Annotated in this window: 16 protein-coding genes; 7 read left to right on the top strand and 9 right to left on the bottom strand. The window is 55.6% G+C overall.

The window, feature by feature from the left end:
• The first annotated feature begins 93 nt into the window (after positions 1–93).
• The 7 genes from ACR0EN_RS07730 (at position 94) to ACR0EN_RS07700 (ending at position 7,735) form a co-directional block, all read left to right on the top strand.
• A complete protein-coding gene (locus tag ACR0EN_RS07730; protein ID WP_170394045.1) occupies positions 94–1,101 on the top strand; it encodes a TAXI family TRAP transporter solute-binding subunit in 1,008 nt (335 codons plus the stop codon).
• Positions 1,102–1,181: 80 nt separating this feature from the next.
• Complete coding sequence (locus tag ACR0EN_RS07725; protein WP_480586020.1) at positions 1,182–3,395, top strand: TRAP transporter permease; 2,214 nt, start codon at positions 1,182–1,184, stop codon at positions 3,393–3,395.
• Between the two features lie 4 nt (positions 3,396–3,399).
• Positions 3,400–4,638, top strand: a complete 1,239-nt coding sequence (locus ACR0EN_RS07720) for an FAD-dependent oxidoreductase (protein WP_170818301.1) — start codon at positions 3,400–3,402, stop codon at positions 4,636–4,638.
• 30 nt (positions 4,639–4,668) lie between these two features.
• Positions 4,669–5,412: an aspartate/glutamate racemase family protein gene (locus tag ACR0EN_RS07715; RefSeq protein ID WP_170596466.1), complete on the top strand. Its 744-nt coding sequence runs from the start codon at positions 4,669–4,671 to the stop codon at positions 5,410–5,412.
• Between the two features lie 100 nt (positions 5,413–5,512).
• Positions 5,513–6,241 carry a TSUP family transporter gene (locus ACR0EN_RS07710; protein WP_480586016.1) on the top strand — a complete coding sequence of 243 codons (729 nt, stop codon included), beginning with the start codon at positions 5,513–5,515 and terminating at the stop codon, positions 6,239–6,241.
• A gap of 16 nt (positions 6,242–6,257) precedes the next feature.
• Positions 6,258–7,274: a D-cysteine desulfhydrase family protein gene (locus tag ACR0EN_RS07705; RefSeq protein WP_170422665.1), complete on the top strand. Its 1,017-nt coding sequence runs from the start codon at positions 6,258–6,260 to the stop codon at positions 7,272–7,274.
• A 116-nt stretch (positions 7,275–7,390) separates the two neighbouring features.
• The gene (locus ACR0EN_RS07700) at positions 7,391–7,735 is read left to right on the top strand and encodes a RidA family protein (RefSeq protein WP_170394035.1); all 345 of its coding nucleotides are present in this window, start codon (positions 7,391–7,393) and stop codon (positions 7,733–7,735) included.
• A 444-nt stretch (positions 7,736–8,179) separates the two neighbouring features.
• Here ACR0EN_RS07700 and ACR0EN_RS07695 read toward each other — a convergent pair whose 3' ends face one another.
• The 9 genes from ACR0EN_RS07695 to ACR0EN_RS07655 all read right to left on the bottom strand — a co-directional run bounded on the left by ACR0EN_RS07695 (position 8,180) and on the right by ACR0EN_RS07655 (position 21,210).
• A complete protein-coding gene (locus ACR0EN_RS07695) occupies positions 8,180–9,268 on the bottom strand; it encodes a ferritin-like domain-containing protein (RefSeq protein WP_170818305.1) in 1,089 nt (362 codons plus the stop codon).
• Positions 9,265–11,169, bottom strand: coding sequence for a GMC family oxidoreductase (locus ACR0EN_RS07690; RefSeq protein ID WP_170818306.1), 1,905 nt, complete (start codon positions 11,167–11,169; stop codon positions 9,265–9,267). Before ACR0EN_RS07690 ends, ACR0EN_RS07695 begins: the two co-directional genes overlap by 4 nt.
• On the bottom strand, positions 11,166–11,642 hold the full coding sequence (locus ACR0EN_RS07685) for a hypothetical protein (protein WP_480586013.1): 477 nt from the start codon (positions 11,640–11,642) through the stop codon (positions 11,166–11,168). Before ACR0EN_RS07685 ends, ACR0EN_RS07690 begins: the two co-directional genes overlap by 4 nt.
• Complete coding sequence (locus ACR0EN_RS07680) at positions 11,629–12,570, bottom strand: hypothetical protein (protein WP_170511785.1); 942 nt, start codon at positions 12,568–12,570, stop codon at positions 11,629–11,631. Before ACR0EN_RS07680 ends, ACR0EN_RS07685 begins: the two co-directional genes overlap by 14 nt.
• A 43-nt stretch (positions 12,571–12,613) precedes the next feature.
• Entirely contained in the window at positions 12,614–15,973 is a 3,360-nt protein-coding gene (locus ACR0EN_RS07675; RefSeq protein ID WP_480586011.1) for an adenylate/guanylate cyclase domain-containing protein, read from the bottom strand.
• Positions 15,974–16,181: 208 nt separating this feature from the next.
• Positions 16,182–16,550, bottom strand: coding sequence for a putative quinol monooxygenase (locus ACR0EN_RS07670; protein ID WP_480586008.1), 369 nt, complete (start codon positions 16,548–16,550; stop codon positions 16,182–16,184).
• Between the two features lie 331 nt (positions 16,551–16,881).
• Positions 16,882–18,114: a Tm-1-like ATP-binding domain-containing protein gene (locus ACR0EN_RS07665; RefSeq protein ID WP_170818308.1), complete on the bottom strand. Its 1,233-nt coding sequence runs from the start codon at positions 18,112–18,114 to the stop codon at positions 16,882–16,884.
• A gap of 73 nt (positions 18,115–18,187) precedes the next feature.
• Positions 18,188–19,672 (bottom strand): aldehyde dehydrogenase, encoded by a 1,485-nt coding sequence (locus tag ACR0EN_RS07660; RefSeq protein WP_480586005.1) that lies wholly within the window; start codon positions 19,670–19,672, stop codon positions 18,188–18,190.
• 5 nt (positions 19,673–19,677) lie between these two features.
• The gene (locus ACR0EN_RS07655; RefSeq protein ID WP_170509171.1) at positions 19,678–21,210 is read right to left on the bottom strand and encodes a tripartite tricarboxylate transporter permease; all 1,533 of its coding nucleotides are present in this window, start codon (positions 21,208–21,210) and stop codon (positions 19,678–19,680) included.
• Between the last annotated feature and the right edge of the window lie 2 nt (positions 21,211–21,212).

The following is a 21,212-nucleotide window of genomic DNA, read 5'->3' as shown; positions in this document are numbered from 1 at the left end:
GTATAAAAAATTTGCATTTATGCGAATCGTCTCTACGCTGAGAAGATCGAATTCGGGAAAACCGAATCCAGCGATCCAACAACGGAGATGATTATGAAATTCGTGAAATGTTTGACCGGACTGGCCTTGGCAGGCGCGCTTGCCGCCCCTGCGCTGGCGCAGGATCCAACATTCTTCCGCATCGGGACCGGTGGCGCAGGCGGAACCTACTTCCCCATCGGCGGCACCATCGCCAACGGAATTTCTGCCCCTCCGGGATCTCGCCCGTGCGAAGAAGGTGGCCAATGTGGCGTCCCGGGCCTGATCGCAATCGCGCAATCCACGACAGCGTCGGTGTTCAACAATGCCGCAGTGCAGAATGGTGAGCTTGAGGCCGGTCTGGCCGCAGCCGATGTGACCCGTTCAATGTATCTGGGTGAAGGCAAGTTCGAGGGTAAACCTCATCCCAACCTCCGCATCGTTGCAAATCTGTTCCCCGAGGATCTGCATCTCGTACTGCCCGCTGGTCAGACGATCAACGACCTGGGCGATCTGGAAGGCAAACGCGTCGGTATCGCACAGGCCGGATCGGGTACGCAGGTTGCAGTTTTGCAGATGCTCGACGCCTGGGGCGTGAATCGCGACAATATGGATGAAGCGGAACTGAACAACAGTCAAAGCGCCGAGCGTTTGGCTGACGGTCAGTTAGACGCCTATTTCTACGCTGCGGGCTGGCCAGTTGCCGCGATGGTACAACTGTCGTCGACCAAAGGCATGAACCTGCATTCGTTCAGCGATGAAGATCTGGCCAAGATCAACGAGATCATTCCGGCCTATATCCCTTCGGCTATTCCGGGTGGTGTCTATGAAGGCATAGATGCGGAAACCAAGACCCCTGCGGTCAGTGCTATGCTGGTTGTGTCCTCGGATCTGTCGGAAGATCTGGTCTATCAGCTGACCAAAGCCCTGTGGAACGACAACACCCGCAAGCTACTGGACAACGGCCATGCCAAGGGTAAGCAGATCACGCCCGATACCGCGCTGGATGGTGTAGAGGCGCTGGGTGTTCCACTGCATCCGGGTGCCGAGAAGTTCTACAAAGAAGCCGGACTTCTTCAGTAAACGCAACAAACTGAACCGTATCGTCGGTGCCCCTATGTGGGGCACCGCACACTGGAACTATGCGAAATCGGGAGGCCATCATGTCCGAGACCCAGAAACTTGATGACCACGAATTGACGGCCGAGGAACTAGCGGCCATCGAGGAACAGTTCGATGAAGGTGCCGCCGTCCGAAAGGTGACGCCCACCGCTGGAAAAGTTCTCCGTGTTGTGGCCCTGATTTTAGCGTTCTACGAATTCTTCACGGCCGGATTCGGCCTGCCCGCAGACCACTGGCACATGGGCATCTACCTCGCCCTGCTGTTCATTCTGGTCTACGCCACAATCCCGATTGTCGGGGCCAAAAGCCTTTATGCCCTTAAGGTCAGCCGGTTCCGCATCGGTAACATCCCGCTCTATGATCTGGTTTTCATGGCGCTTGGCATCATTGCCGCGCTCTATGTTGGCATAGCCTGGCGCGGCATTCCGTTCCTTGGGATCGAGGAACAGACGTTCCGGATGGGCAACCCCAACAACTATGATGTATTTCTGGGCGTCGTCATCATCCTTTTGGTGTTGGACACTGCGCGGCGCACGCTGGGCTGGGTGCTGCCCCTTATCATCTGTGTTTTCATCTCATACGCCCTGCTGGGGCCGTACTTCCCCGGACTGCTGCAGCATCCCGGCGTGAATTTCAAAACCTTCGTATCGTCGATGTATTTTCCGCAGGAAGGTATCTACGGCGTCACGCTCTGGGTGGTTTCGACTATCGTCTTTCACTTTGTTTTGTTCGGCGTCATCGCGCAACGCACCGGTCTGGGGCAGCTGTTCATCGACAACGCGACTATACTTGCGGGCCGTTATACTGGCGGTCCAGCAAAGGTATCAGTCGTGTCCTCAGCTTTCTTTGGCACGATCTCGGGCTCATCGGTGGCCAACACCGTATCGACCGGAGCATTGACTATCCCCAATATGAAGCGCCTCGGATACCCGGGCCATTTTGCGGGCGGGGTTGAGGCTGCGTCTTCGGCCGGCGGCCAGATTACTCCGCCGATCATGGGCGCTGCGGCCTTCATCATGGCCGAGTTCCTTGAGGTTCCGTACACCACCATTGTGATCGCAGCGATCTTCCCGGCAATTCTGCACTATGTCGGCGTCTTCGCTGTGGTGCACTTGATGGCACGCAAGCTGAACCTGAAGGGTCTGGCGAAAGAGCAACTGCCGCAACTCAAAGCCGTCTGGGCGGAAGGCTGGGCCAATATCGTGCCACTGATCGGCCTGCTGGTGGTGCTGTTTACGGGCTACACGCCATTCATGTCCGCTTTTTGCGGTATTTCTCTGGCGGTCATCGCGGGCATGTCGCGGATCAAACAGCCGCCAACGCTGGTCTATGCCGCGGCTTTCCTGGCTTTTGTGCTTTGGAAATTTTCGGATGGCGGGTTCGACCTGACGATGACCGCAATCCTTTGTGGCCTGTCGGTTATTGCCACGCTGAATCCACAGAAACGGATTGAAGTGCCCGAGATGCTGCAGGCGGTCGAACTGGGCGTGAAGTACTCGCTGGCCGTTGGTGCCGCAGCGGCTGCGGTTGGCATCGTGGTCGGAGTGATCAACACCACTGGCATCGGCTTTCGCATTGGCTTCATGGTGACACAGGGCGCGGGCAATCTGGCTTCAGATATTTACAACATGATCTCGTTCGGCAGCTTCCAGCTGTTTGCCATGGAAGACCTGCAACTATTCATCTCACTGGTCTTCATAGCCATCGTCTGTATCCTGATGGGCGCGGGTATCCCGACCACAGCGTTGTACATCATGCTGGTATCGGTCGCACAGCCTGCTTTGGCGCAGCTCGGCGTTCCTCCCATCGCCAGCCACCTGTTCGTGCTCTATTACGGCGTGGTGTCAGAAATCACACCACCGGTCTGTACGTCGGCCTACGCGGCTGCTGCAATTGCCAACTCGAATCCGTTCCGCACTGGCCTGTCGGCATTCACTCTTGGATTGGGCAAGGTGATTGCGCCGATGGCTTTCGTATATGCGCCAGTTCTGCTGTTCGTATCCTCAACCGGCTTCAATTTCTGGGAGTTCACTTACACCGCCGCCAGCTGTATCGCCGGGGTTATCGCGCTGTCGGCTGCGGTTGTGGGCTACTGGCTGAAACCGATGAATGTTGCGGCGCGGATTCTGATGGCCCTTGCGGGGATTATCTTTGTCGCGCCCAGCCTGACGGCAGACCTGATCGCGCTGGCCGTTGCCTCGCCTGTCATCGTCACCCAATTGATCGCGCGCAACCGCAGTCAATCTCCGGCCTGAACTGATGACAGAACAAGTGACCATCATCGGCGCAGGAATCGTCGGCATCTGTTGCGCTTTGTCGCTGCAGGAACGGGGCATTCAGGTTCGGCTGATCGATCGAGGTGAGCCGGGTCAGGAAACCTCGTTCGGGAATGCTGGTGTGGTTTCGCCTTGGTCGATCATTCCGCAAGCAATGCCCGGTATCTGGAAAATGCTGCCCAAAATGCTGCTAGACCCTAAGAGCGCGCTGTCAGTCAGGCCCAGCTTCTGGCCCAAAATGATTCCTTGGGGGTTGCGATTTCTCGGAAACTCAGGAGAAAAAACTGTTCGCGAAGTTTCGGACGCGATGGAGGTTCTTTGTCGCCCCTCCGTCGATCTGTACCGGCGTCATTTACTTGGTACCGGGCACGAGAACCTGATCACCGATAGCTATTACATCCACGCCTTTCGCCGACCAGAACAGGCTGATCTGGACGGGCTTGGATATCTTATCCGCCGAGAAAAAGGCGGCGATCTGGAACGCGTCGACGGTGACGAACTGCGCCGATTGGAGCCCGCTATGTCCGAAGCGTTCAAAGGTGCGATCGTGATCAAAGGGCAAGCGCGTGTAACCGCTCCGGGACGTGTGGGAGCGGTTTTGGCCGAAAAGGCGCAAGTGCAAGGTGCTGAGATTGTGCAAACCGAAGTCACCAAGCTTACCCCCGCGGAAGAGGGTGGTTGGCAGATTGCAACTGCGCAGGATACGCTAACCGCCAGCCATGTTGTTCTTGCGGCAGGCGTATGGTCTGCCGACCTGTTGAAACCATTGGGATTGCCTATGCCCCTCGTGGCCGAAAGGGGCTATCATGTCGAATTCCCAACCCCTGCGGTCGAACTGAACAACTCGGTCATGGATGTGGATGCAAAGGTGGTCGCAAGTTCGATGCTTGGGGGGCTTAGGGTCGCCGGTACGGCTGAATTCGGCAGCGCCGATGCACCCGCTGACCCACGGAAGAAGCAAATCCTGTCCCGACAGGCCAAGGCCATGATGCCCGAGCTTGATACAGGTGAGGCGCGGTTTTGGATGGGTCGGCGCCCGTCATTCCCGGACAGCTTGCCCGCAATCGGGCAAGTAAAAGACCAAGAGGGACTCTATGCAGCGTTCGGGCATTCTCATTACGGGCTGATGATGGCCCCGAAAACCGGCGAGCTAGTGGCGGATATCGTCTCGGATCGCATCCCGAATATCGATTTAGCACCGTATACACCAACCCGGTTTTGAACTTTCAAATCAAAAAAGGACCTGATGACAATGCCAATTTATCAAGGCGGCCAGAATATCTGCGGGGCCTCAATCGGTGTGCTTTGCCTTGAAAGCTATTTCCCAAAGCCACCGGGCCATATCAAGAACCCGTCCAGCCTGCCATTTCCGGTTCTGTATGAAATGATCGACGGGGTGACTGTCCCGAAACTTCTGAACAACCCTACGCCGGAATTGCTTGAACCCTTCATCGAAGGTGCCAGACGGCTTGAGGCCGAAGGCGTGCGCGCCATTACCGGCAGCTGTGGCTTTCTTGCGCTGTTTCAAAAGGAACTCGCGGCAGCGGTTTCTGTTCCCGTCTTTGCCTCCAGCCTGATCCAAGTGCCGCTGGCTTATCACATGACCGGCGCGAACGCTCCGGTGGGTGTTTTGACTGCAGACGCGTCTGCTTTGACCGCCCGGCATTTTGAAGGCGTCGGTGCCGCCGGTGTTCCGGTGGCGGTGAAGGGACTGGAGGACACTAGTGAATTTGCAGAAGTGATCTTGCGGAATACCCGCACCCGTATGGACACAGACCTGATCGAGGCCGAGGTCCTGAACGCAGCCCGTAGCCTGATGCTTGAGGCCCCTGATATCCGCTCGCTGGTTTTGGAGTGTACAGACCTGCCGCCCTACGCATCGCGCCTTCAGGAAGAACTGCGCCTTCCCGTGTATGATCTGACGACACTTGCGCAAATGGCACATTCCGTAGCGGCCCGCGAGCTATACTCTGGATTGATGCCCTGGCAGCGTTAGTGCGTGCCAATCAATTCGAATGAAGGAATGACATGGACCATGGCCGTAACCTCAGGATATCTGAGGTCTTGCAACAATGCCAAAGCTGCAGGAGTGCTATGTGACCATTGATCTGTCTATTTTGATGGCCGCCATTTGCCTCGGGGCAATGCTGCAGGTTGGCGTGGGCATCGGTTTCAGTATCATCGCGGGTCCCCCGATGATGATCCTGCTCGGCACCTCGACGGCGGTTCCCATATTGCTGTTGCTGAATACCCTTGTGTCAGTAGTCGCGACGGACCGTCATGTACTGAAGAACAACAAGCCACTCATTCTTAATGCGATCATCGCATGTTGTGTCGGTGTAGCTGCCGGTCTTACTGTTTATCCGTTGTTGAACGAGACATTTGTTCTGGCCTTGACGGCCTGCTTGTTGTTGATCGGCTTGATCACCACCCTGCTTCCCTTGCGCGGCACAATCGGGCGTTTTGGGTTTTCAGCCATTACAGGATTGTCCGGGCTTGCAACCGTCTGGGCGGCAACACCGGGCCCACTTATGGTGTTTGGTTTGATCGCAAAGGGCCGTTCAGCAAAAGAGGTGGCCAAGCTGGTGCAACCCATCGCGCTGGTGGCTTATGGCATTGCATTCCTGTTGCACAGCCTGTCCGAAACGCAGGCCATCACATACGGGCCGCAACTGCTCGGCTTTGTCATAATCACGCTGGTAGGCAGCCTGCTTGGACGGGCAGGGGGCCCTTACTTGCCGCAATCGGTCGTCATAGCCGCGATCCGCGTGGTTTCTTTCATCGCTTGCTGTGTCCTGTTCCAGCGCGCCTATATGATTGCATAATCCCGGGAGGTACACGATGCAACGAAACGACAATCTGGAGAGATTTCCTCGCGCCCGGCTTATGTCGGGCCCGACACCTCTGGAACGTTTGGACAGGTTGTCAGCGGAATTGGGGATCGATCTCTGGCTCAAGCGCGATGATCTGACGGAGCTTGTGTTTGGCGGCAATAAAACACGGCAGCTCGAATTCTACCTCGGCGATGCTCAGCAACAAGGTGCCGATACCATTCTAATCACCGGTGCTGTTCAGTCCAATTTTGTCCGATCTGCAGCAGCGGCGGCCGCTAAGCTGGGCATGCAATCCGTGCTTCAATTAGAAGAGCGTGTCCCAGATATGGACGAAGAGTATTACAGGTCCGGGAACGTATTTTTGGCACAGATTCTGGGTGCCGAGCATATGAGCTATCCCGAGGGCGAAGACGAAGCTGGGGCCGACGCGGCATTGCACGCGCGTGCTGACGAATTGAAGGCCCAAGGCCGCACGCCATACGTCATTCATCTGGGCTTGAATCATCCACCTCTGGGGGCGTTGGGCTATGTCGTTGGCGGACAGGAATTGTGCGCCCAGATGCCCAATTTCGATGCGGTGGTTGTGCCGTCAGGCAGTGGTGCTACGCATGGCGGTTTGCTAACCGGTCTAGCACTGGAAGGCAGCACGGCCCCGGTATTTGGAATATGCGTGCGCAGAGATCGCGAGAAGCAACACGCCCGCATGATGATCGTTCTACAGAAACTTGCAAACTTGCTGGATGTTGATGCCGCTCAATTGCAGGCGCGGATCGATGTCTATGACGATGCATTGCCGCCAGGTTACGGCAAAGTGAACGCGAGAACGCGTGCCGCACTGGAAAAAATGGCACGGACCGAAGGGGTTTTCCTCGACCCGGTTTATTCCGCCAAGACATTCGCCGGTTTGATGCATCTGGTTGAAAGCCAGAAGATTAAACCGGGTCAGAAGGTCATTCTGCTGCACACCGGCGGGCTGCCGGCCCTTTTTGGATATCAAAATGAACTGGCGGACAATCTGACTTGAATGAACCTCGGCCTCGGAATGCCGGCTTCTGATCTATGGCTCCCATTGGCATTTCAACGCTTGTGCCGTGGGCAGCTCAAATCACTGCTAAATTCAACAATGAGAAAGTACAAGTTATGACAATCACCCGCATCGAAACCGGTCAGCGCATGAGCCGGATCGTCAAACACAACGGCGTTGCCTACCTGTGCGGTCAGACTTCGGACGCGCCGACCGTGGCAGATCAGACGCAGGACATTCTAGCCAAGGTTGAGGATCTTTTGCAAAAGGCAGGCAGCGACAAGACCCGCATCCTAAAATGCGAAATCTGGTTGGCGGATATGGCAGACTTTGCCGAGATGAATGCCGTTTGGGACGCTTGGGTGCCCGAAGGCCACGCGCCCGCCCGCGCCTGCGGAGAATCCAAGCTCGCCCGTGATGTATTGAAGGTCGAAATGATCGTGACGGCAGCTTACGACTGAGCGGCGGCTGATTGCGGTTAATAGGGTAGGTTTTCTGGACCTTTGCAAGTCCAATCCCTCGGAGATTGAGCTATTCACGGTCCAGAAAACACCCTAGGTCTTCGCGTCTGCGTTCGCGTGCCCACATTTGCGTCTCTGAAAGCGATTGCTGACGGGAGATGACGGCGATGCGTTAGTTTCGCAGTTTCACCACCAACTGGCATGTGATGCGCGCCCAGTGGGTTCATATCGATTGACCGAAGTCATCGTCGTGGATTCAAATCCTCACGCATCCTGGGTGAGTCAAGAAACAACGCACGATAAATAGCGCTATTCGAGTGCTATCTCAGATCATTTTGGCCGATTCAGGACTGCGCTATGCCGCTGCTAATACAGCAAATTATTGCTTTCCGAATTTGACCAAATAGCTGCCGCGTATTAATCGACTTGCAACGAAACGAGCGATCAACTCTTTGTCCTTGCAAGATACGTCCAAGTTGGCCCGGCAGTTTCCCCTGATCCATCCGGCAAAGGAATACGCATCAATTTCTGCGCCAGAGACTTGATGTCATACATTGCTGGGACCAATGACCTTAGCGCAGTCTTGTCCGTGTTGAACGCAATGTGCAGACCATCAAGCAGGCCGGACCAGGCCGCGTTAAATTCGGCAGATATTTCTGCGATCTCTGGCGCGTTTTTGAAGTCCTTTTCGGACGGATCATCCCGCATCGGGGATACCGCGCTCCAATCGACGATGAGGTCGCCACCGGTGGGCGGGCCGTCTATGCTATCATCTGGCTTATAATACCGGCTGTGCAGGATTTCGTTGAATTTGAAATAGTGCGCAACATCCTCGCGGTGGTCAGGGCCAGGGATGATGTCATTGTCGCCAGCTCTGTGACCAAGGTCTGCGCCTTCCCCTTCATCCATGATTTTCTTTATCGCCTTCAGCGCGGCCTTACGGCGCTGCGACGGGGTGCCAATCACCTCGATCACCTCACCTCCAGCACCGAAATAGTCGGCGTCGGTGATTTGTCGTGCCTCATTACCAGTAAAAATCGCGGCATCCCCATAAGTATCACAGGCTTTGCGCAACCTTTCCCGGATGTAGATGTAAAAACCTCCGATCGTATGATAATCACCGCTTTTCGCAGCTCTTTCATCTTTTGGTGCCGTTTCAACCGCACGAAAGCTCTTGATTTGGTCTGGCGTAAACCTGCGCAGATAAACAGTTGGACCGCGCCCGTTTAGCAGTGGCTGGGGGTATTTGGGTAGCAGCTTAGGATTGTTCAGCTCCGGAGTTCCGCCTATCGAATTCATGACATTCGCCGCAAGAACCATGTGCAGCATTTCTTCGACCATAACCTGCCGGATCACTTCGATGGGTTCGGCGTTTACGATTGTTGGCTCAGACCGGTCATACTGGCCTTGTTCGAGGATCGAATAACACGCAGTCGCATAGGGAGGAATGGTAGTGAGTTCAAGAATAAGCGCCTCCTGAAACAGTTTACACAGTGTCGCGCGCTCTTTCTCCAGTTTGTCTTTCGAGGTCATTTTGCACCCCCTTTCCGAACAGCATCCGATATTGCTCTGGAGGCTCGGTAAGCCATTGCCGACATCGTGAGTGTCGGGTTCGATGTTGCGATTGTTGGCATCGATCCGGCGCCTACCATCCACAAATTGTCGTGATCCCAGGTTCGCATTACGTCATTAGTCACCGAATTGCGCGGGTGCGTTCCGATCCGATGGGTTCCGACAAGATGACCTGCGCCAAAGAACGTGTATCCCCGGCCGTCATAGGTGAAATATCCGGCGTCAGATGGGTTGTATGCCGTGTGGTTTCGAATACCCAGGCGCTGAAAAATCTGCGTACAGGTGTCGTACGCCGTCGCCAAACCGGCCCGCGAATAGTCATCCAGATCATAGCTGATCACAGGGCGATATTCACCCATCGGTGTGCGATAGGCGGGATCAATCGTGACTCGGTTGGTCGAGCGGGGCAGTTGTTCGACCATCGTACCGATGCGAACCTGTCTTTGAACATCGTGATATAATTTGTCACGAAGCGCTTTGCCAAAGAGGTTCTCCTGTTCAACAAAGCGCGCCACATCCGTGTTTGGGGCCCCGGTGGCAAAGTTCCAGCCCCAGTTTCCGATCTCGAGCCTATGTGCGGCAGTTCTGTCACGAAAGGTCCCGTCCCGGAAATTGGCGTAGCTTGACGTCGATCCCGGCCCACGAAACGGACCAACCGGCTCGGGCGCGGAACCCCAAGTCATCATGTAGGGATGATCCATCAGGTTGCGGCCCAGTTCGCCGCTGGTCCGACAAATCTCGGAAGCCAGCGCAAGAGTTACGTTTTCCACCGCTCCACCAGCAAGGACGTATTGTTTGCCCTTGGCACGGCGCAGTTCGTATTGCGCAACACCGGAGAACGGGTATTTCTTGTACACGATACCCGAAACCCGACCGCTTTCGGCAAGCTCGACCTTGGACGCCACGGCTTGCGTGATTGTCTGCATGTGATGTTTGCGGAGATGCCTGGCATCATCCAGCGTTTTCATTGCATTGTATTTTGCCTGGATTGGGCAGATCGGGATACAGCTTGAGTTGCCCTCGCATCGTTGGCCCATATAAGCAAACGGGCCGGTTGACCCGCGCGGTCGGAATTGGGGCCTCATCTTACGGCCCACAGGTATGCCATTGGCATTTTTTGGCTTGCGCGGGGTTGAGTTGCGGCCTTGTGGAGTGCGTGAGACTTTCAGTCTAACTGTATCTTTAGGGTCTTCGCCAATTTCAATGGGCATGCCGTCTGCCCGGGCAAAGAACCCGTCGATATAAGACGAGGGTATCGAGTGCATGGGGAAGTCATATCCTTTAGCAAAGTACCCCCGGTTATCATGCTTGCCCGAGGTCTTTATTCCCAATGCTCTGGGTGTCTGTTCCTCGGCGTCCGCAGAGACGCCGATTTCCCACTCGGCTCTTTCATAGTCGGATCGAATATCCTTGTAGCCAAATGGCCAATCGACCCCTTGGCCGAACCTGCTCTGCATTTCGAAATCTGCGGGCATCATCCGAAGGCTGGTGCCCAGCCAATGCAAGGAGGTTCCGCCATAGGCACGCAGATAGTTGCTGCCGAAGGGCAACGGGCCACGTTGAACAAAGTACCCGTTCGTGTCCGGTTCGGTGCCGCGAACCGCCGTGATGTCCAGCACCGAGGGTGACGGCAAAGTCGGCAGATCCGGATAGGGTGAGTTCGGTGTTTTCGCCAACGAGAGGTAGTACTGATCCAGATAGGATCGGTAGGTCTCCCACGTTTTACCGTGATCTGCACCGGCCTCGAGGATCAGAACTGTATGCCCTGCTGACACAAGCTCTTTCGCCAGAATGGCACCAGAAAATCCAGCGCCGACAATGACCACATCATAGGTTCTGTCGTCGTCTGTAATCGCGTTCATTGGCCCGCCTCCCGTTTCCGAGGAGGTTCAAGCGCCCAAGCACCAAAACCCTGCTGCTTTGCCCCCATGGGATGGGCACCGATGGCGTCCCAGACCAACCCTTCCTTGTACGAGCGTGTCGAGATGATCTTGACCACATCAAAGCGAGAAGCGCCGTAGCTTTCGCGCCATTCTTGCGAAAGCGGAACCCACTGACCCGTGTACCAAAGCTGAATCAGCGAACGCGCAATCGGGCCAAGGCACCTGTCCGACAGATAAGTTTGGCGGATAATCTGATCATCTTCCCCTTTCCCAAGGGATTGAGCGTGAGACAGAAACCGGCTCAAAATCTCTTCTGGTAGAACCTGTCGGAATTGATGCCAGTATTCCCCGGTGCACCCGGTCCCTTGCAACTCGGCACTATTGTAACCCGTCAATGCCGCGCTGACCGTCAGGAAGGCCTGATGGGCGGGACTGTTGTCATGCTGTGACATGGCGGTCTCCATCAATGGCATCCACGTAGAACCCGCGCGGCTCGAAGCAGGCGGGGGGGCTTTCGAAAACCTGTACGGCGACAGGGGTGAAGTCGGTGAACAACCGATGCATGTCCCGTGTCATCGGGAAATCGTTGTTGCCGAGTTTCAGTTTGAATGTCTTGGCGATGCGCTTGCCGTCCTTGTTGTCCAGCATTGCAGTTTCGAAGAGGCCCGAGATTGTCCAGCGGGTCCAAACAGTGCGGCCAAGACCGGTCGCGAATTCTGGGATCGGAGTGCAATTTGTCGTCGTCCACTGATTGCCACTGAGCTTTCCCAAATCGGCGGTCAAATCGTAGACGATGGTTTGCGGGTCGTCGGGGTTGACCAATTGAATCCACCAGGATTTCGGAGAGATTGGCGGATGGCCTTTCATCTTGGCGTTCAGCGACGGCACCTTGTAATTGAACTGCCCCAGAAACTTGGGCTCACCAAAGGCCTGACGCCCAGCCTTGACTGCAACCGCATTGTCTGCGGCTACGTGTATTCGCAGATGCCCGATGGTTTTGGTCTGATCGCGGCCGTGCAGATACTCGGTCAGGGACATCTTCGGAACGCCGGGCACCCGGTTCGAAGGGTAAGCCAGAAGGTTAAATTCAACCTCGTTCACAAAGCCCAAGGAATTGTCATAGTGGGCGGTGTAGCGTTGAAAATTCAATAGAATGACAGCTTTGTTCTTTCCATTTTCATCGGGGAACTCCGCCACGCACAATCCTGTACCCTTGACGAAGGGTTTGGCGGCTTCGACTGAGGTATACCAATACATCCATTGGCATTGCAGAGAGGCATAATAGAAGGGAAATGTATCAAACTGCTTGGGCAGTTTTGGCATGACACCGGTGACATTCGTCTGATGGCAGCGGTCACCTTTTGATTTCTTCTTAGTCATAATGGCTATGTCCTCCCGACTGGCTTTGACTATCTCGTATTTTTCAAATGTCCTGTGATGAGCTCTCCGTTTTTGCAGTTCCAAGTTTATTCAGAATAGCGCGTGTCTCGGCCAAATCCGGACCATCGAACCCGGCGACTTCTTCAACCGCTTTTTTGATCCGGTTCAGGCAATCGGGGGTTGGATCAAGCTTTGCCAGCTCTTTGATCGTACGCAGCAGTGGACCAAAATGCCCGCGGTCCAGCGCCAAACTGACAGCCTGCTCGAAATGATCGATACACGCTTCTTCATGACCTTGGGCAAGCGACAGACGTCCTCTTAGCCGGGTCAAACCGACAATCCAGAATTGTTCCCCCCCACCCAACGTGATCTGCTCGGCTTCGTCCAAAAGCTCTTCTGCGAGTTCGAGATGTCCGTACAGGATGGCCGCGTCTGCATAAAGATACAGAAAGAAACTCAACCCCAGCCGGCAGCCGGTATCCCGCCATTCCTGAAGACCAAGTTCGATTTCCTTCAGCGCGCCGTCGCCCAACTCGTTCCGGCGTGCCCATCCGTTCATGATCCGCGCCCATCCACGCCAGAACTGAAACGAGTACTCCTCTGACAGCGCAATCAGATTGGCCGAGCTTTCCAGTACAAGGTCTTCATCACCGCGGAACTGCGAGATCCAACCCAGAAATGCATTTGCAAAGGATTGACTGAAGGGATGCGCTGTTTCTTCCGCGTGAAGCACGGCCTTTTCGATCGCGTCCAAAGCGCTTTTCGTGTCGCCCGACAACCAGCAAGACAGCGCACGATATCCCTGAAGCGCGACGGATAGATCAACGACGTCAAAATCCAGCCCCATGAACCGGTGCTCAAGCGACAGATTGACATCAATCCCTGCCTGCAGATGCGTTAGGGCGTCCTGCGGCTGGCCAAGATATGTCTGCAGCGAGCCAAGTGATCTCTCGGCGGATACAATGGCAAGAGGGCTTTTCAGATCCTGACAAAGCGACACCAGGCGATCCGCATTCTGTTTCGATACAGCATATTCGCCCCCCAGCATTGTCGATCGGAACTGGCCATAGACGACTTTGAACAACCGCTCTGTTTCGCCGTATTCACGACACAAGGTTTGCGCCCGGGCATAAGCGGAGAGGACCGAACTATGTGCGTATCCGCGTACAAAGGCCAACGGAACCGCGATAGTGATTTGCAGATCAATCTCGCGCCTGTCGCGGTCTTGCGACGCAGGCAGTTCCTGCAGACATTCCAGGGCGTGTTGCAGATGGGTGATGGCCTCAACATTTGCAGAATGATCCAATGCCTGGCGCGCGGCCCGCATAAGGTTGAGCTCGGCCGCCAAATAATCACCGGCCCGCCAATAGTGATGGCCCAGAATCTCTGGCTCGTGTTTAACAATTTCCTTGTAGTTCTCTTCAAGAACCGCCGCGATTTGACCGTGCCATCTGGACGCTGTCGAACGCAGCATGGATTGATACGCCGCATCCTGTACCAAGGCGTGACGGAACCGATATGTGTCTTCCACGCCTCTCAGCCCTGCGGGAACAATCAACTCTGTTTCAAGTAGCTGCTCCAGCGCTGAGGTGATTTCCTGATCACTCCATTTCAGTACGTGGCCGAGCAGGTTTCTTTCGAAATTGCGCCCGATCGCAGCGGCGACCTGCACGATCTCGCGGCTGGCGGATAACCGGTCCAGCCGGGCCATCAAGGAATCCTGCAGGGATTCCGGAATTGCCATGGACAATTCGGCCTTGCTTTGCCCCCGGCTTGCCAGCAATCCGGATTCCATCGCCATCTTGGTCAGTTCTTCGACAAACAGCGGCACGCCATCGGTTCGGTCAGCCAACTGGCTCAGAACCTCATCTGAGGGGCGGATTCCCGAAATGCTTTCAACCAGTTTGAAGATATCGCGCCGGACCAGACGGTTCAGCTCCAAGGTGGTAACATGTGACTGGTTTCGCCAGGGTGACTGGAATTCACTGCGGGCCGTCATCAAGACCAGGCAGCGTCTACTTGACAGTTGCTCAACCCATCCGTCGACAAACTCAAGCGTGGAAGCATCGAACCAATGTACGTCGTCTAGCAACAACATCAGCGGTGAAGATTGTTCTAAGCCTGCGCAAAGCCGCAGCAACGCTTCGATCAACGCACCCTTTTCCCGTTCAGGCGCCATTGGTTCAGCCGGGATTGAAGTGTCTTCCAGCGCCACTAGGCGCAGAATGGGCATAACACAGTCAGGATCATCGAGACCGAGTTCAGACAAAAACCCGATGATCTTAGCCCGGTTCTGTTCTGGAGTCTCATCAGGTGTCATTCCGGTCAACGCCGTAAGCGCGTTTTTTATCGGGTAAAATGCGCTGCTTTGATGAAGCGGTGAGCCGAACAGAATGAATTGCGACGCATCTTCTTCGGCCAGGTCATCGCTTAGCCCAAAGGCGATCTTAGATTTTCCGACACCCGCATCGCCGGTCAGCAACAGCACTTGCCCTTCACCTTCCAGCGCACCCTCCCACCGAGATCGGACCAAGGCAATTTCCGCCGTCCGACCGATGGTTGGTGTTTTGTCGTGTGAAAAGTCTTTGCGCCCCGTTTCGAACCCCAAAACCTTCTGCCGGGCCTCAAACAGCTCTAGCGGAGCGCTAATCCCTGCCAATTGCGGCGCGCCCAAAGACACAAAGTCGAGCCGTTCACCAATCAGGCGTCGCGTCACCTCGGAGATCACGACTTGCCCGACCTCGGCAACGGACTGAATACGGGCCGCCACGTTCGGTGTGTCTCCGAACAGCCACATCTTTTCGTCCAATGACGAGCTGTTGGCGGTGCCAACAACAACGGGTCCGGTATGCATTCCGATGCGAACGTTGGTCGCAACCGGCTGGCTGGAAAATCCAACTTCAATACCCTCTGCCATCTGGGTAATTTCAAGCGCGCACAGCGCGGCCGAATAGTGACTCGCCTCTTGCGCGACGGGGTAACCAAAGACAGCCACAACACCATCACCTGCATAGTTTGCGATCTCACCGCCAAATTTCGCAACCGTGCTACCGACCAGATCGCGATATTGGGTGATAAGCTCACGATAGTCTTCGGGATCAAATTTTTCGGACAACGCGGTAGAACCAACCAGATCGCAGAACATGACGGTCAGTTGCCGCCGTTCCGCAACATTTTCAGGTGCGGGCGTTAGTGGCGGTGAATTGTCTTGCTCTGACTTTTTGACCGGCGCTGATCCGACCACAGACGCACCGCAGGCCGTGCAGAACTTTGCCTTTTGCAAAGCTGGGGCTCCGCACGCTGTACACGTAAGGGACAGGGCGTTTCCACAGCTTTGGCAATATTTCGATCCGGCAGGATTGGCCGAACCACAATTTGGGCAATTAACGTCAGGACTTACCAAAATGGTCGCCTTCGTAAGTTTAGATAGATCAGGTCAAAATTAGAAACGATAGAACGAAATCACGGCTTCTTATAACATAATATCAACAATGCGTCGCCCAACAATTCCTGATGGATGAACCAGGCTGCAACTTTACCCGGCGCAAAGCCCCGTGGATCAACAAAATTACAGGGTTTCCTTGGGGCGGCCGGGATCGCCCGACCTACCTTTAGCCGTTGCTCGACCCAGCTTCGGGGCGCACGAATCCCTGAATGCGATCAACGTTCATGACCTGAAAGAATGGGCTCTCGCTCCCTGGGGCCGAAAGAAAAAGGTGACCACTTTTTTTCAGGAACTTCGAAAAATCCGATCCTTTGCTCAGGTGTTTTTTGAATGCCTTTTCGTTTTTGTAGATTTCCACGAACACAATCTTATCGTCATCGCATGGCGGGACCGAGTCCGCGCCACCTGAGTGCACAAGGTAACCCCAGGTATCAGGTTCGTTTTTCTTGACGTCCCTAGCAAGCCGCCGGAGTGCAGCAATACCTTTGGACCGGGTTTCTGGGTTCAGATACCAAATCGCAATCGTGGTTAGCATTTCCTCGCTCCTTTCATGGGTTGGACCGATCGTCTAAATGCGGGTCCAACGGTTTGGTTGCCGCTCAATATTGGCAACGTCACCGGCGGAACGGGTCGCTAATCCTGGGCATTTGTTGAGTTCAATTCTTCACTTACTGCGCAGGTCTTTGGCCACCTTGAACCGGTGACACGGTTCCGCCGAAAAATAGTCTTTAACAAGTATCCAAGCGGTGATGGTTATGCATCCAACTGCAAGTCGGCCGCACGTGGAAGAATGCGCCCGAACTCACCGCCACCGAGGCTGTGTTTGACCTGCGTGTATATCATAAAGACGGGCGTAAATCCCGAATTTATGTTGCGACCACGCCTTCTGCGACCCATTCATCGAACTGGGCCAATACATGATCGCAAAACGCGGCATCGTTGATATGTGCGTCTATTTCGGTCATAGGAACGCGCCCGGGCATGACTTTATGGGCCTCATCCATCATCTCGGCCAGGGCTTCGGGATCATACGCCTCTTCACCCTCCTTGTCCCAGGCTTCGACCCCGTGAACGGGCAGAAAAAAGTGAACCGGGCCAGTTGCGGCCTCCAATCGGTTGGCAAGCTCCCGCACCCAGGCACGGCGTTCATCGCCATTGAAGACCGAGCTTTTTATCAGGCGGTTGTGTTCATGAAATGGACGGTCGGCATACTGGTCAGGGATGTCCTGCCATCCGGCAAAATCCAAAAGGTCCAGCGCGCCTGGCGCAACCAGCTGTGGTGTGCCCACACGCCCGGCATTTGTCACGCGATCCTCACCGCTGGAGACCACGGAACCCGCCATCAGGTTCCCGAATTCCTGCATGCAGAAGTCCATGACGCAGGCAAACGCCCCTTCACCCGCCAGTTTTTCGAAAGCCATGCCGCCCATTCCGGTGGAATGAAAAACAGCAACCTCGAACCCGCGCTCTTCCAGCGCTGGTTTGAGCGTTTTCATGTAGCGCAAACACGAGGATCCAAGACTGGTCATCCCAATCAGCGGTTTGCTGCGATCCGGTATTGTGGCAGCCTTTGTGGCACCAACAACAGCGCCGGCCGCTTGCGCAAGCGAAGACTGGCAGATCGAATTCATACCATAGAGCCCCCCGGCCCACAGGATCATCTGAATGTCCGGAGCCAGTCGGTGCGGCGGGATGAGCGGAGAAAAACTGACGGTCGACACGATGTATTTAGGCACCCCCATGGGTAAGGCCTGTGCACAGTCCAGGGCCAGATCGGTGCCCATAGTGCCCCCGGTCGCCAGCATCCCGTCAAATCGCCCATCCGCATAGGCTTGGGTAACGGCCTTTGAGGCACCGTCTGACATCACGCGAAAGGCTTTGTTCTCGTCCCCTTGTGCGATGACATCTTCGATGGTCATTCCAGCCGCTTGGGCGACGTCGTGCTTGGAGATGTCGGTTGGCTCCAAAGGGTCGCCCAATACCGAGACATCCATCGACAACACATCCGCGCCCTGCGCCTTGATCGCCTGTTCGATGAACCGCATCTCGGGTTCCTTCGTGTCGTAGGTCCCAATCAGCAGGATTGTCTTTGTGGTCATTGGTTCCTCCTATTCATGCGACCTATGGGCCTCAGACAAAGCGGTGAAGACATGTCGTTCAGACGCCCCGCAGTCAGAGCTTTATCCAGGCGGTTTTCAATTCAAAGTACTTCTCAAGCGCGTGCAAAGATTTGTCATGCCCGTTCCCGGATTGACCCACGCCCCCAAGCGGAACGGTCAGGTCCGAGCCGCCATAGGTGTTCACATGCATGACCCCGGTCCGCACTTCGGCCACCATGCGATGCGCGCGACTGAGGTTCGAGGTCCAGACTGCGCCTGCGAGCCCATAGACGGTGGCATTGGCAAGCCGGATCGCCTCGGCTTCGTCTTTGAAGGGGGTCACTGCCAGAACCGGGCCGAAGACCTCGTTCTGGAACAGATGATCCGTTTCTTTGACACCTGCCATGACAGTGGGGGACATATAGTACCCGCCGGTTTCGGTCAGAATGCGGTCACCGCCTGTGCGGAGTTCAGCCCCCTCTGTTTCGGCTGTTGAGACAAAATCCAGGTTGGCCTCCAGCTCTGAAAGGCTGTGCACTGCACCGATCTGGCTGTTCAGGTCCAACGGATCACCAACACGAAAGGCTGCGGCGTGGCGCGTGATCTCGGCCACAAAATCTTCGTAGATGTCCTGCTGCACCAGCAGGCGCGAGCCTGCGATACAGACCTGACCGGAATTGCGGAAGATCCCCGCGGCCGAAACTTTGGCAGCTTCCGCCAAATCGGGCGCGTCAGCGAAAACAATATTCGGAGACTTGCCGCCCAATTCCAGATAGCAGCGTTTCAGATTGGACCGCGCCGAGTATTCCAGCAGTCGCCGACCTGTCGCGCCGGATCCCGTGAAGACCATGATGTCCACATCCATCGACAAGGCCAAAGTTTCCCCCACGACCGACCCGCGCCCGGTCACCACGTTGAAGACGCCATCCGGAACTCCGGCTTCGGCGGCCAGCTCAGCGATTTTAAGCAGGCTGAGCGATGCGCTTTCTGCAGGCTTCAAGACGATGGAGTTGCCCGCCGCAAGGGCAGGGGCGATTTTCCAACTGCCGATCATCAGCGGGAAGTTCCAGGGCACAATCGCCCCGACAACTCCGACAGGTGCATGATGCACAAGGCCCAGAACGTCATGGCTGGTTGGCGCAACCTGTCCGTAAATCTTGTCGACGGCTTCGGCATAGTAGCGGAAGGTGGCGGCGGCCGAGAGCGCCTCGGCCTTATAGGCCATATTGATCTCGGTTCCGTTGTCGCGTACGCCCAGCACCGCGATCTCAAGCGCGCGGGATTCGATCAGATCCGCCAGTTTCAGCAGAATCTTCTTGCGTCCTGCAGGGGCCATGCGCGACCACCGGCCATCCTCAAACGCGGTCTGCGCGGCGCGCACCGCTGCATTCACATCCGCCGGGCTGCCCTCGGCGATTTGAGCGAGAGGCTGGCCGTCGATGGGCGACAGCACCTCATGCAGGGCGCCAGTTTCACCGGCACGGAAATCGCCATTGATAAAGTGTCCGCGTGTGGCAATCTCCTGCACGCGCAAGGCATCGATGGAAGACTGATCCATGAAAGCTATCCTTGTTGGTTCGGGTGGTCGGAATCCACGGCTGGGACATGGGGTTCGGGGCGCAGCTTGTTTTTGAACTCGTAGTACAGTGTGCGGAAATGCAGGATCAGGATCAGCACGATCAGGCAGAACAGGATGGCTGCGATGGGCCGGTCGATGAAGTCCAGCGGCGTCTTGACCCGTGCCATTGCGCTGCGAAGCTTGGTTTCCATGATTCCGCCCAATACCATGCCCAGGATGATCGGGACGATCGGCAGATCAAGCCGTTTGAGGATTAGGCCAAAGACACCAAACCCAGCAGCGATCGCGCAATCGGTGATCGAGTTGCGTAAACTATAAACCCCGACAAAGGCTAAGATCAGGATCATCACACCCAGGAAGCGTGTGGGAATCTGAATGATCTTTAACAACAGGTTTGTCGAAAACAGCAGAAAGACCAGAACGATCACATTCAGCAGGATCAGCGCCATATATAGGGCCATGACGAAATCCATCTGGTTCTCAAACAGTTGCGGGCCGGGGATCACGTTGTGAACATAGAAGACCGACAGCATCATCGCCGTAAGCGCTTCGCCGGGTATACCGAGGGCGAGTAGGGGGATCATCGCTGCCCCCGGCACGGCGTTGTTCGCGGCTTCGGATGCCACCAACCCTTCGGGCGAGCCATCGCCGAATTTGTCGGGATTTTTCGAGCTTTTCTGAGCATAGGTGTAGGACAGAAACTGCGAAGTGAACTCACCTGTTCCCGGCACCATGCCCATAAATACCCCGATGCTTGAAGAAACGGTAGCGATCCGTTTCAGGCCCAACAGTTCCTTCAATCCGGCAAAGATATTACCGCTGACGTGAGTGTCTTCTGGTGCATGGTTCTTTTCCAACAGCAAAAGAAATGCCTGGCTGAGCGCAAACAGACCCAGCACAACCACGATCAGGTCAACGCCTGACGCCAGCCAGCTTTGATCGAAAGTGTAGCGGCGCGTATATTTGACGGGCTCCAGTCCGACCGTGTTCAAAAAGACGCCAAAGGCAGCAAGCATACCTGCTGCAAAGATCTGTCCTCGATGGGCTAAAACGACCAGAACAATACCTAGCAACGCGGCCAGAAAAATCTCTCGGCTGCCAAAATGCGGGGCGATCATGGCCAACACGGGCGAGAGGACCATCAAGCAGATGATGGCAAAGACCCCCCCGAAGAATGAAGCTGAATAAGCCAGCGATAACGCCCTGTGGCCTTGGCCGCGCTTGGTCATTGGATAGCCATCATAGGTCGTCAGCGCATTGACCGCCGTGCCGGGCGTGTTGATCAGGATGGCCGGGATCGCGCCGCCATACATGGATGATCCGTAAATCCCCAACAACAATGTCAAACCGACGATGGGCTCAAAGGCAAAGGTTGCGGGCAACAGGATGGCGATGGCAACGGCAGCGCCCACACCGGGCAGCGCGCCGATGATGACACCACCGATCGAGCCGATGAACAAGGCCACGATGACCTGCCATTGCAGCAGGATTGAAACACCGGACAGAAGGGTATCCATAC

The organism is Ruegeria sp. AB7, assembly GCF_056542625.1.
The sequence above is the reverse complement of the archived record's forward strand: the minus strand, read 5'-3'. Positions and strand labels throughout refer to the sequence as shown.

Coding starts and splice junctions, on each gene's coding strand:
- ACR0EN_RS07730 (WP_170394045.1), top strand. CDS start 94: ATGAAATTCGTGAAATGTTTGACCGGACTGGCCTTGGCAGGCGCGCTT.
- ACR0EN_RS07725 (WP_480586020.1), top strand. CDS start 1,182: ATGTCCGAGACCCAGAAACTTGATGACCACGAATTGACGGCCGAGGAA.
- ACR0EN_RS07720 (WP_170818301.1), top strand. CDS start 3,400: ATGACAGAACAAGTGACCATCATCGGCGCAGGAATCGTCGGCATCTGT.
- ACR0EN_RS07715 (WP_170596466.1), top strand. CDS start 4,669: ATGCCAATTTATCAAGGCGGCCAGAATATCTGCGGGGCCTCAATCGGT.
- ACR0EN_RS07705 (WP_170422665.1), top strand. CDS start 6,258: ATGCAACGAAACGACAATCTGGAGAGATTTCCTCGCGCCCGGCTTATG.
- ACR0EN_RS07700 (WP_170394035.1), top strand. CDS start 7,391: ATGACAATCACCCGCATCGAAACCGGTCAGCGCATGAGCCGGATCGTC.
- ACR0EN_RS07695 (WP_170818305.1), bottom strand. CDS start 9,268: ATGACCTCGAAAGACAAACTGGAGAAAGAGCGCGCGACACTGTGTAAA.
- ACR0EN_RS07690 (WP_170818306.1), bottom strand. CDS start 11,169: ATGAACGCGATTACAGACGACGACAGAACCTATGATGTGGTCATTGTC.
- ACR0EN_RS07685 (WP_480586013.1), bottom strand. CDS start 11,642: ATGTCACAGCATGACAACAGTCCCGCCCATCAGGCCTTCCTGACGGTC.
- ACR0EN_RS07680 (WP_170511785.1), bottom strand. CDS start 12,570: ATGACTAAGAAGAAATCAAAAGGTGACCGCTGCCATCAGACGAATGTC.
- ACR0EN_RS07670 (WP_480586008.1), bottom strand. CDS start 16,550: ATGCTAACCACGATTGCGATTTGGTATCTGAACCCAGAAACCCGGTCC.
- ACR0EN_RS07665 (WP_170818308.1), bottom strand. CDS start 18,114: ATGACCACAAAGACAATCCTGCTGATTGGGACCTACGACACGAAGGAA.
- ACR0EN_RS07660 (WP_480586005.1), bottom strand. CDS start 19,672: ATGGATCAGTCTTCCATCGATGCCTTGCGCGTGCAGGAGATTGCCACA.
- ACR0EN_RS07655 (WP_170509171.1), bottom strand. CDS start 21,210: ATGGATACCCTTCTGTCCGGTGTTTCAATCCTGCTGCAATGGCAGGTC.